Source organism: Moorena sp. SIO4A5, assembly GCF_010672005.1.
Lineage (GTDB): Bacteria > Cyanobacteriota > Cyanobacteriia > Cyanobacteriales > Coleofasciculaceae > Moorena.
Genome location: NZ_JAAHHZ010000177.1, coordinates 1 through 10,916, shown reverse-complemented (window position 1 = coordinate 10,916; position 10,916 = coordinate 1). Strand labels below are relative to the sequence as shown.

General features: G+C 42.9%; 11 protein-coding genes. 7 read left to right on the top strand and 4 right to left on the bottom strand.

The genetic code is table 11. The features are described from left to right. Nucleotides 1-113 precede the first annotated feature (113 nt). On the top strand, nt 114-755 hold the full coding sequence (locus F6K57_RS30875) for an RtcB family protein (RefSeq protein ID WP_364304733.1): 642 nt from the start codon (nt 114-116) through the stop codon (nt 753-755). Nucleotides 756-1,094: 339 nt separating this feature from the next. On the opposite strand, the gene F6K57_RS30870 is transcribed toward F6K57_RS30875, so the two are convergent. Further along, nucleotides 1,095-1,829: a hypothetical protein gene (locus F6K57_RS30870; RefSeq protein ID WP_293071981.1), complete on the bottom strand. Its 735-nt coding sequence runs from the start codon at nt 1,827-1,829 to the stop codon at nt 1,095-1,097. Nucleotides 1,830-2,034: 205 nt separating this feature from the next. Between F6K57_RS30870 and F6K57_RS30865 the strand changes: the two genes are divergently transcribed. Further along, nucleotides 2,035-2,157 (top strand): hypothetical protein, encoded by a 123-nt coding sequence (locus F6K57_RS30865; RefSeq protein WP_293029767.1) that lies wholly within the window; start codon nt 2,035-2,037, stop codon nt 2,155-2,157. Between the two features lie 705 nt (nt 2,158-2,862). Here the strand turns inward: F6K57_RS30865 and F6K57_RS30860 are convergent. Together F6K57_RS30860 and F6K57_RS30855 are read right to left on the bottom strand one after the other, a co-directional pair. After that, the gene (locus tag F6K57_RS30860) at nt 2,863-3,525 is read right to left on the bottom strand and encodes a TVP38/TMEM64 family protein (RefSeq protein WP_293029771.1); all 663 of its coding nucleotides are present in this window, start codon (nt 3,523-3,525) and stop codon (nt 2,863-2,865) included. A 131-nt stretch (nt 3,526-3,656) separates the two neighbouring features. Next, complete coding sequence (locus F6K57_RS30855) at nt 3,657-4,355, bottom strand: TVP38/TMEM64 family protein (RefSeq protein WP_293071980.1); 699 nt, start codon at nt 4,353-4,355, stop codon at nt 3,657-3,659. Between the two features lie 494 nt (nt 4,356-4,849). On the opposite strand from F6K57_RS30855, the gene F6K57_RS30850 reads away from it, so the two are divergent. Further along, the gene (locus F6K57_RS30850; RefSeq protein WP_293071979.1) at nt 4,850-4,981 is read left to right on the top strand and encodes a hypothetical protein; all 132 of its coding nucleotides are present in this window, start codon (nt 4,850-4,852) and stop codon (nt 4,979-4,981) included. Between the two features lie 349 nt (nt 4,982-5,330). Here F6K57_RS30850 and F6K57_RS30845 read toward each other — a convergent pair whose 3' ends face one another. Next, nucleotides 5,331-5,633 (bottom strand): hypothetical protein, encoded by a 303-nt coding sequence (locus F6K57_RS30845; RefSeq protein ID WP_293071978.1) that lies wholly within the window; start codon nt 5,631-5,633, stop codon nt 5,331-5,333. Nucleotides 5,634-5,738: 105 nt separating this feature from the next. Here F6K57_RS30845 and F6K57_RS30840 point away from each other — a divergent pair, with 105 nt between their 5' ends. The 4 genes from F6K57_RS30840 (at nt 5,739) to F6K57_RS30825 (ending at nt 10,708) form a co-directional block, all read left to right on the top strand. Continuing rightward, a complete protein-coding gene (locus F6K57_RS30840; protein ID WP_293071977.1) occupies nt 5,739-6,917 on the top strand; it encodes a mechanosensitive ion channel domain-containing protein in 1,179 nt (392 codons plus the stop codon). 26 nt (nt 6,918-6,943) lie between these two features. After that, entirely contained in the window at nt 6,944-7,150 is a 207-nt protein-coding gene (locus F6K57_RS30835; RefSeq protein WP_293071976.1) for a hypothetical protein, read from the top strand. Between the two features lie 317 nt (nt 7,151-7,467). Then, nucleotides 7,468-8,676 carry a mechanosensitive ion channel domain-containing protein gene (locus F6K57_RS30830; RefSeq protein ID WP_293071975.1) on the top strand — a complete coding sequence of 403 codons (1,209 nt, stop codon included), beginning with the start codon at nt 7,468-7,470 and terminating at the stop codon, nt 8,674-8,676. An 880-nt stretch (nt 8,677-9,556) separates the two neighbouring features. After that, nucleotides 9,557-10,708, top strand: a complete 1,152-nt coding sequence (locus F6K57_RS30825; protein WP_293071974.1) for a mechanosensitive ion channel domain-containing protein — start codon at nt 9,557-9,559, stop codon at nt 10,706-10,708. The last annotated feature ends 208 nt before the right edge of the window (nt 10,709-10,916 follow it).

Sequence of the window (10,916 nt, the reverse complement as noted above, 5' to 3'; positions counted from 1 at the left end):
TGTTTATTAGGGCAGCCTTAATCATAAAGTTTTAACCCTTTTACGCATAGCCGACCAACCATAAAGGCTGCCCTATTCTTGCGGTAACTTCGTTCCCACACTCATGCTGCGCATTGAGGTGTGGGGCATGTCTAGCGGAGGAAGCTAAAGAATTAGCAAAGCTGGCACATACTCACCTTCCTGACCGAGATTTAGCATACTTTGTCGCAGGAACCCCTGAATTTGCTGCCTACTGGCGGGATTTGCAATGGGCGCAAAACTATGCCCGTTACAATCGCGATATCATGATGGCTCGCTTCAAGCGAATTGTAGAGAAACATCTGGCTGGTGGTAAGTCGTTCAAGCCCTTGTTATCAGTTAACTGCCATCACAACTATGCCGAGAAAGAAGTGCATTTCTCCGAAGAGGTTTATGTTACTCGAAAAGGAGCAGTGCGAGCTCGTACCGACGACTATGGTATCATCCCTGGTTCCATGGGGGCAAAGTCTTTCATTGTTAAGGGTAAAGGCAATCATGACAGCTACTGCAGCTGTGCTCATGGTGCTGGTCGTTTGATGTCTCGCAGCAAAGCAAAAAAGCAGTTCACCGTTGATGATTTAGTTGAGCAAACTAAAGGTGTTGAGTGCCGTAAGGATAAGGACGTTATCGATGAAATCCCAGGTGCTTATAAGCCAATTGATCAAGTGATGGCTAATCAGTCAGATCTAGTTGAGGTAGTGGCAACTCTGAAGCAGGTTGTTTGTGTTAAGGGTTGAAAACTCTCAAAACTGAATCGAATCATTAACTGTTAACCATTACGTAAAAAGCAACAGAAGCATAAACGTTTCTGTTGCATTTTTACTGTTGTCATCTCCCAAAAAAAACAAATATCTACAGACATCAGCCATTTTGGTAAACGTTTATGACTGAGATCTTGCACCATTGTCATTAATCTTAGGGTGGGCAGTGCCTACCAACGCGCTTTGCAAGCTTCATTATCTGTCTGGTGCACTGCCCACCCTACATGAAGCAAGCTTATTGAGAATGGTGCAAGATGTGAGTATTACTCGATTCAACACTTGTGTAGTCCGACACAATTAAAGATTACTGTTCACTTAGGATTTAGAGCGGGATTTTATAGTGAGAATTACCAAATCCCCCTCCCGGTCAACCCTTAAGTGAATCTGATAGTTTTTTTGTTCCGTGATTAATAAATTTTTATGGTTTTCACTAACTTCTTTCAAGCCATAGTTAATCCAATCTATACCATTTTCCCATTCCGGTGATACTACCCTAATGAATAATCCTAAAAGTAAAGCAGCTTGGCTTTCATGAGAGTATTTATAGGGAATTTTAGTGGCGATCGAGGCTTGAGTTATATTGTTAACATTTCCCAGGAGATTAATTAATACTGTGCCCCCCGTATTGTTGCCTATCAAATTAATTTGATTATGAATATTTTCTCCCTGGTTAAAGGTAAAACCAATGGCTTCAAAGCCAGGCTTAATATTGTCTATCCCTATCCCTATCCCTAGTCCAGTTTCTTCATAGTCAGTTATAATAGCTAGCATTAGTTTATTGAGCAGTGAAGCTTTATATACTAGTTGTTCAGAACTAGTTTTAGCAACACTTGATAATGAGTTTTTTGGTTCTGACGTGTCTTTGAACCAACTAATCAGTGATTCTATTGGATTTACAATAATTGTTGATGAATCCGTCAATCGAAAATTGTTGTTTTCGATAAACATGCTGATTACCCCTAAGATAATTACTAGAGAAGGTAACAGGCAAAAAGTAATAATGAACGATTGTCCATTGAACCAATTTTTAGAATACTGTTCTTTAGTCATTTCCTGCCAAGCTCAAAGTCGCCAAGGGTGGATATTTTATTAGTAATAGACATAGGTGTGAAAACGATTATGGAAGCGTTACCCCACTTAACCTTAAACCTAATTTCAACGCCTATGTCTAAGGTCGGAGAGACATAGTTATTCGGGTATATATCATCGGTAACTGATAATAGGTAATTGCCAATTTACAATTGAGGATCATACTATGGCTGCTATTAAACACCACTTGTATATCGCAATTACCTATTACCTATTACCTATTACCTATTACCTATTACCTATTACCCATGACCTATTAACAGACACTCATCTCTATCAACATGCATAGAAAATTAGTATTCTGGTTGAGATGTTCTTGGAGTCAATCGCGAAGTTTAATCACACATTGTGAAAATCTTGGGAAGGCTATCCTCAGTATTGTATAGTAAATATCCCCCAAAATGTTAAATTTTGGTGAAAAACACTTGGTGAAAAACACTTTTAGGTGCGCTTTTGGAAAGCGCACCTTAAGTGTCTTGCTATACAAAACGAATGGCAAGCACTCACCTTCGGTCTCACGGGACTTGTGAAAACTTAACGTTTCAAAAATTAAGGTAAAAACTTTAACGAGTAAAGTTTAAGTTAAAAGGAACTACTGACAGAACCTTCCTTTTCCCCTTACCTCAGCGATGCAGCAAGGGAACAGGGGAGGCAGCGCCGCCAAAGGGGGTTCCCCCCATGAGCGACTGCCGTGGTTTCCCCCACTCGCTATTGCATCAAGACAGGGAAAAGATGAGGGGTTACACCCTTCATATTAACAAATATAACAGATTCCCGTAAATCCCTCTCTTATTCTTTACTTGTCTTACGGATACGTTTCAGGAAAAGCCTAGCAAGTCGGGGTAGTTGATCAGAAAATTTTTTACCCTATTGACCCACTGATACCACGTTGCTTTCTTGCCATGGTACTTCCTGGGATTGATAGGGGAGATCGGGAGGATGGGAAAGATGGGAAAATGAGGAGAATGGGACAGGAGAATGGGCAACAGGAAGACTATTTCTTTTTTCGCTTTGCCAACAGTGGCAAGGCAGACAGTATACCTAGGAAACTCAGTGCTAGGAAAAATGGTAAGCGATCGCCTCCTTGCAAAGCTTCCCCTCCAGTTACTCCCAGCCAAGTATAGGCGAGGGTACCAGGAATAATCCCAAAGAAAGTGCCAAGGGTATACTCTACCGAGCCAATCGGGGTTAGACCAAACAGGAAATTCACTACATTAAAAGGAGAAATGGGGGCAAAGCGTACTGCTAAGACAAACATCAGGGGTGTCTGCATCACTGCTTGATTGAAGCTGACCAATGCTTTATGATGCCTGAACTTGTATTCAACCCAATCTCGCAATAGGTAACGCGCTACCCAAAATGCTCCCAATGCCCCCAAGGTTGCTCCGATAACAGACCAGAAGGTACCCCAAACTAAACCAAACACTGTACCACCAGCGATAGTCAGTACTGTGCCAGGAATTCCTAAAACCGTTGCCAGAGCATAAACCAGGATAAATAAACAGATTGCCCAATGGCCTAATTCTTGCAACTGTTGCACTAGGAACCTTTGGTTAAATAAGGCTCTGACAGGAGTCGAGTAACACAATAGGACCAAAATAAATAGCGCGATCGCTAACCAAAGGCTTCGTCTTTTCAGCAATATGTTCAATCTCATCAATCTTCTACCTTAATCACCTTAAATTCTTAGGACTTAGGGTCAGGACTTAGGCAAAACTCGACTTTTATTCGCTTTTATATTCGCCCTGATGGTGTAGGGTCTGTTATTAACACACCCTACAAGCAGAGTTATTGCCTAAGTCTTGATTGTTTCCAAAGTAGGGGGGTGGTAGATAGCACCGCTAATACAACTAGTGCTGCGATCATTTGCCAGGGGGGACTACCGCTGATAGCTTCCAGACCACTGCGACCTAACCAAGCATAAGCAAAGGTAGCCGGGATAATTCCCACTGCGGTGGCTATCACATAGGTGGGTAGAGGAATTGGTGTTAAGCCGAACAAATAGTTAACCGCATTGAATGGAAAAATTGGCGCGAGGCGAATTGAGAGCACAAACCAAAAACCATTTTTCTCAATGCCCTCACTGAGTTGCTCCAAACGAGAGTCCTGAAACTTATACTTAACCCAATCACCAGCAACAAAGCGAGCAATCATAAACGCAGCCGTTGCTCCCAAAGTAGCACCAATCACAGTCCACAAAGTACCCAGCATTAGTCCAAACAGAGCACCAGCCGAAAAGGTTAAAATCGCATCAGGAACAGCTAGTACTGTGGCAACAATATAAATTAAAATGTACCCCAGTGGTCCAAAAATACCCATGCTTTCCTGAAGCCATCTCAGATTTTCCAGCTTCAGCCAAGACCCAACGGGCGTAAATAGTAAAATTAAGGCAGCTGTCACTAGAACTATTGCCCCAATCCCTAACCTGAGTCCTAGCTTTCTCTTGGACTGGGGCAGATTTTGAGATGTCGAGGATGAAAGGTTCATGAGCTGGGGAAAAGGTAATGGGTAATTGGTGATTTTGAAATAGGGTGATTTTGAAATAGGATTAGTTTTGGGCTGACAAACTAATTAGGAATCGAATCCTATCACATACGATATCAATATTGACTATATTTATTGACACAGTATCGGTAGTGTTAACGTCCCAAGAGCAAATTTTTATAGATTGTCAATGGGCATTTTAAACTACTCATTAAGTCCTAGATATTTCCAGTATACATGAATCTATTAAATCCTAGCTTAATGAGTTTTTACTGAGAATAGCCTTAATCAATAACGAGCTAGTTTGGTCAATCAGCGAATCAGTGCAAATCATACAGATAGAAGTTAGGCAAAAGTGCAAAAGTTCCTGATAGCAAGTTGCTTGATGGTGATGTTACTTGCTGAGCACAAGCTCATCCCCCTCATCCCCCTCATATCAAGTCGGGTTGAATACCCATCATAAAAGTGTGGGGCCCCGGAGATGGGGAGATGGGGAGATGGGGAAATGGGGAAATGGGGAGATGGGGAAATGGGGAGATGGGGAGATGGGGAGATGGGGAGATGGGCTAGGCATAGAACAAATCAATAGGGTATTGTTTTCGCCATCTACACAAGAGAATTTAGATTAATTTTAGAAATAGGGTACCCATATCACAAGTAGAACATGCTAGTATTATGTCCGTCTTTACGAGATGACTATAGACTAGTCAGCCTGGGAGGTCTACCACATGATCAAGTTTTAGTTTCAAGTTAAACTAGCCGTTTATAGGTAATTAATTGTTTACAAGTTGGGTTGACAAGTCTGGCCAAGCAGGAGTAACTGGGTTGTCTTGATGCTTGTCTTGATGCAAAGCGCGAGTGGGGGGAACCCCTCAGGTCGGCGCACCCGTCGCTATTCGAGGTCTCGGCATCAGCTCCTGGCACGACCCTGGAAACTATGGGCACAGGACCTTTGATTCTACAAGCCCATGGCTCTAATCAACCCAAACTGGGCAGTTGATTGGTTGCAGTTGATTCGCGATCGCTAAACAAACCAATAGCTAGTAATCCTTTGCGGAATTCAACATCCATGTCTTGATGCAGTCGGTATTTCCGCCGTCTTTTACTAGCTAATACTTTTCGGTAAATTCCAGCGTTGATTGACCGAATAGTTTTCCTAAAAACGGATAATAAACGTTTCAAACTGGCTCGTAGGGTGCTGCGGAAACCGCCAATCGCTCTAAATCCTGTTTGCGGACACAATCCCAATTGCATACCCAGCACTATTGGGTAAATTAGCAACTTATAGTAAAATCATTTCACCAATCGACTTGCCATCGACTTGTCATCGACTTGCCATTTAACTAGGCAGAGGTCGATCTCTGCTGTTGCATTTTCGTCGAAACTATGGAAAACATTAAGAGTACATTCAACAATACAATCAACGTAATCAAAGAAAGGATCTTTGATACCGACTTCAAACTCGCCAACATCCCTCTTTCCACGATAGTGATTGTGGTGCTCATCCTCCTCCTCACCCAGATATTGCGAGGCTTGTTCACTGCCATAATCGTTAACAGAATCGAGCGTCTGACTAGCGGTACAGAAACCACCCTAGACGATGAGTTCATTAGGATTCTTCGGCGACCATTAGGCTGGCTAATTTGGCTGGCTGGACTCTGGCTAGTACATCTAGTTGTGGCGACCCATCTTACTCCTGAACAGAATCAGAAAATCCCCGAGATTCTGTTTGTGAGTGCTCTGTTCATTGCCACCTATATTCTTTACCGTGCTGCTCCACTACTGGGAGAGCTTCTAGCCGGATTGGCGGCCAACACTGAAACTGAACTGGACGATTTGTTCGTGCCCTACTTCCCAAGGCTTTTTCAGATCGCAGCAGTGCTGATTGCGGCCATTAAAGCCAGTGAGATTTTGTTGGGGGCATCTGCTGGTGCACTGATCGGTCTACTCGGTGGTGCCGGTGTCGCCTTAGGTTTGTTATTCAAAGACATTATCTATGACTGGTGTTGTACGGTGATTATCTACGCTGATGGTCTCTATAAACCTGGTGACTGGGTAGGAGTGGACGGCGTAAATGGTTTTGTTCAGATCGTCAGTATTGGTCTCAGAAGTACAACACTTCGCCTTACTGAGTGGGGTTCTATCAAAAAAGTTCCCAATTCTAAAATGATTGCTGGCGTTGTGGAAAATTGGTCACAGAAGATTGGCGAGAGATTTGAGTGGGGTATAAATTTAACTCTGAAAATTGATGGCATTTCAGCGGAGCAAACTATCCGAATTTGTCAGGCTCTTGAAGAAAGAATTCCGACTATCGATGGCTTGCACAAGAAAAAAATGTTAGTTTTATTTTCCAAAATTGAAGAGAATGCTCGCGTGATTCTAGTTAGGGTATTTGTGATTGATACCAACCTCTACTATGCTGCCCAGCAAGACTTGAACATAGCCATATTAGAAATCCTGCAGAAAGAGGAGATTGATCACCTGCATATTGAGCTGGAAAAGCAACTTCAAGACTACAAACAGATGAAGGGAAATTTAGTTAGTGAGGTGGTATCTAAATCCTAGCAATGCTTTGAACAAGCGATGCAGCGTTGGCTCCCTTCGAAGCTGCATCGCTTTTAGGTGCGACCCGTGGCGAATTAAATTCGCCACGGGTCGCACCTCAAGAATTTGTACCTGACCGAATTGAAAACCGCTGTATGAGATGCACCCCAGATAGTAAACCTTTCAAACTGGCTCCTAGGGTGCTGCCCAAACGGGCAATTGGTGTCAATCATGTTTATTACATACCTAAGTAGTCGGACAAAAGTAAAATTAACTGTTGAAATAGGGAGCAGGGACTGAGGCCGTGGGCCACGCGGGGCGCGTTCGGAGCTGGGAGCAGACGGACTTTTGGCAACTTTACACAAGTTAATACAGCGATGCAGCAAGGGAACAGGGGGTTTCCCCCACTCGCGCTTTGCATCAAGAAGTGAGGTTTATTTTTGTCCAGGTACTTAGCATGATTCGCTAAATTCGCAACTTATAGTAAAATCGTTTCGCCAATCGATTTGCGATCGACTTGCCATTTAGCTAGGCACAGGTCGATCTATGTTACTGTATTTTGGTCCAAACGATGGAAAACCTTCAGGGTACATTCAACACTACAATCAACATAATCACAGAAAGGATCTTTGATTCCGACTTCAAGCTCGCCAACATTCCTGTTTCCACGATAGTTATTGTGGTGCTCATCCTCCTCCTTACCCAGATATTGCGAGGCTTGTTCACTTCAATAATCATTCACAGACTCGAGCTGATAACTAGCCGTACAGAAACTACCCTAGACGATGAGTTCATTAGCATTCTTAAGCAACCATTAGGCTGGCTAATTTGGATCGCTGGACTATGGCTAGTCTATCTAGTTGTGGCAAGCCATCTTAGTCCTGAACAGAATCCGAAAATCCTCGAGATTCTCTCTGTGAGCGCTCTGTTCATTGTCACGTATATTCTTTACCGTGCTGCTCCACTATTGGGGGAGCTTCTAGCCGGATTGGCGGCAAACACGGAAACTGAACTCGACGATTTGATAGTCCCCTACTTCCCAAAGCTTTTTCAGATAGCAGCAATCCTGATTGCTGCCAGTAAAGCCAGTGAGATTTTGTTGGGGGCATCTGCTGGTGCACTGATCGGTCTACTGGGTGGCGCAGGTGTCGCCTTAGGTTTGTTATTAAAAGACATTATCTATGACTGGTTTTGTACAGTGGTTATCTATGCTGATGGTCTCTATAGACCCGGTGACTGGGTAAAATTGGACGGAATAAATGGTTTTGTTGAGATACTCAGTATTGGTCTGAGAAGTACAAAGGTTCGTCTTCTTACTGTTGGTGGTACCAAAAAAATTCCCAATTCTAAAATGATTGGTGGAGTTGTGGTCAATTATTGGTCACAGAATCCTGGCGATACGTTGGAGTTGGGAGCAATAAATTTAACTCTGAAAATAGATGGAATTTCAGCGGAGCAAACTACCAGACTTTGTCAGGCTATTAAAGCCAAAATTCCGACTATCGATGGATTGCACAAGCAGAAAATGAAAGTTGTATTGTCCAGCATTGAAGAGAATGCTCGTGTGATTCTAGTTAGGGTATTTGTGATTGATAGAAAACTCTATTTGGCCGCCATGAATGACTTGAACATAGCCATATTAGAAATCATCCAGAAAGAGGAGATTGATCACCTGCATGTTGATCTGAGAAAGGAACTCCAAGACTACAAACAGCTGAAGGAAAATTTAGTTAGTGAGGTTAAGGAAAATTTAGTTACTGAGGTGGCATATAAATCCTAGCAATCCTTTGAACAAGGGATGCAGCGCGGCTGCATCCCTATTCGAGCTCTGGGCATCTGTTCCTGGCAGGACCCTGGAAACTATGGGGACAGGACCTTTGATTCTACAAGCCCATGGCTCTAATCAACCGAACTGGGAAGTTGATTCGCGATCGCTAAACAAACCAATAGCTAGTAATCCTTCGCGGAATTCAACATCCATGTCTTGATGCAGTCGCGAAGGGTGGATCAAGACATGGCATTTTTAGTTTATTGAATCCCTTGCTATTTAAGGGGTAATCGCTCATTTAAACCATTTACTATAATCAGTCTAGGAGAGCCGATCACGTTTCAAACTGGCTCCTAGGGTGCTGCGCAAACGGGCAATTGCTCTAAATCATATTTATTGCATACCTAGCAGGATTCGGTAAATTCCCCACTTATAGCTGAAGTTCCCCCGTTCATTTGTACTACTAGACCAGTTAAAGCCTCTCCCCATAAGGGATAAGCATGATTGGTCCCAAAAATTGTGTACCCATGTTGGTTCTTGAAGTATGTCTGCAATTGGAATATAATCCAACTATAGGCACTGGTCGCATTTTTATTTGAGAACCAAATCGCTTCTTGATGCAGTCGCTCATGGGGGAAACCCCCAAGACCGCGCTGCATCGCTCAAACGCCCTTCAGCTCAACGTTGTGAGCATTATCAATAATACTGTACCCAGTAGCAATAAGTACCGGCAAGCCTAGGAACGCCACAGAGCTTGGGATTGAGGTTTCGAGTAGCTCAAACTTTGGGGGAACTTCAGTTATAGTAAAATCAATCCATCAACAGACTTGCCATCGACTTGCCATTTAGCTAGGCACAGGTTGATCTCTGCTGTTTTATTTTGGTTGAAACCATGGAAAACCTTAAGAGTACATTCAACAATAGAATCAACCTAATCAAAGAAAAGATCTTTGAGTCCGACTTCCAGCTCCCCAACATTCCTGTTACCACGATAGTTATTGTGGTGCTCATCCTCCTCTTCACCCATATATTGCGAGGCTTGTTCACTTCAATAATCATTCACAGACTCGAGGGTCTGACTAGCGGTACAGAAACCACCCTAGACGATGAGTTCATTAGGATTCTTAGGGCACCATTAGGCTGGCTAATTTGGATCGCTGGACTATGGCTAGTACATCTAGTTGTGGCCACCCATCTTACTCCTGAACAGAATCAGAAAATCCCCGAGATTATGTTTGTGAGCATTCTGTTCATTGCCACCTATATTCTTTACCGTGCTGCTCCACTACTGGGGGAGCTTCTAGCCGGATTAGCGGCAAACACTGAAACTGAACTCGACGATTTGTTCGTCCCCTACTTCCCAAAGCTTTTTCAGATCGCAGCAATCGTGATTGCTACCATTAAAGCCAGTGAAATTTTGTTGGGGTCATCTGCCGGTGCACTGATCGGTCTACTGGGTGGCGCAGGTGTCGCCATAGGTTTGTTATTCAAAGACATTGTCTATGACTGGTGTTGTACAGTGATTATCTACGCTGATGGTCTCTATAAACCCGGTGACGTGATAGTATTGGACGGAGTAAGTGGTAGGGTTAAGATACTCAATATTGGTCTGAGAAGTACAAGGCTTCTTATTACTGATTGGGGTTATATCAAAAAACTTCCCAATTCTCAAATGATTTCTGGAATTTTTGCAAATTGGTCAGATAAGACTGGCGAGACAGTTCAGTGGGGCATAAATTTAACTCTGAAAATTGATGGGATTTCGGCCAAGCAAACTAGGCTAATTTGTCAGGCTATTAAAGAAACAATTCCGACTATCGATGCCGTGAACAAGGATAAAATTAAAGTTGTATTTTCCCGCCTTGAACAGAATGCTCGGGTGATTAAAATTCGGGTATTTGTGATTGAGCCCAAGCTCTACTATGATGTCCAGAGCAACTTGAATCTAGCCATATTAGAAATCCTGGAAAACGAGGAGATTAATCAGCTCCATGTTTATATGAGAAAGGAACTTAACTGGTTGCCTGACACCAGTATGAATTAGGAACAATCGTAGGCGTTGCTGAATTAAGGAATGAAGGGCGATTATCTGATTTTATTGCAGCCCCCTAAATCCCCCAACTTTGATACGGCTGGCGAAATTAATATTTGTTTACAAAAGGATGAGCAGATGTGGAAAAGATCCTTTGTTCGTAGTTGGTTTGGGAGTTACAGTTGAAACAATTGTATCAGTTATCAAACTGAGGAGTTGC

Bases quoted from the DNA above. Each gene is read 5' to 3' on its own strand.
- F6K57_RS30850 (WP_293071979.1), top strand. From the start codon at position 4,850: ATGGGGAAATGGGGAAATGGGGAGATGGGGAAATGGGGAGATGGGGAG.
- F6K57_RS30840 (WP_293071977.1), top strand. From the start codon at position 5,739: ATGGAAAACATTAAGAGTACATTCAACAATACAATCAACGTAATCAAA.
- F6K57_RS30870 (WP_293071981.1), bottom strand. From the start codon at position 1,829: ATGACTAAAGAACAGTATTCTAAAAATTGGTTCAATGGACAATCGTTC.
- F6K57_RS30825 (WP_293071974.1), top strand. From the start codon at position 9,557: ATGGAAAACCTTAAGAGTACATTCAACAATAGAATCAACCTAATCAAA.
- F6K57_RS30830 (WP_293071975.1), top strand. From the start codon at position 7,468: ATGGAAAACCTTCAGGGTACATTCAACACTACAATCAACATAATCACA.
- F6K57_RS30855 (WP_293071980.1), bottom strand. From the start codon at position 4,355: ATGAACCTTTCATCCTCGACATCTCAAAATCTGCCCCAGTCCAAGAGA.
- F6K57_RS30865 (WP_293029767.1), top strand. From the start codon at position 2,035: ATGGCTGCTATTAAACACCACTTGTATATCGCAATTACCTATTACCTA.
- F6K57_RS30860 (WP_293029771.1), bottom strand. From the start codon at position 3,525: ATGAGATTGAACATATTGCTGAAAAGACGAAGCCTTTGGTTAGCGATC.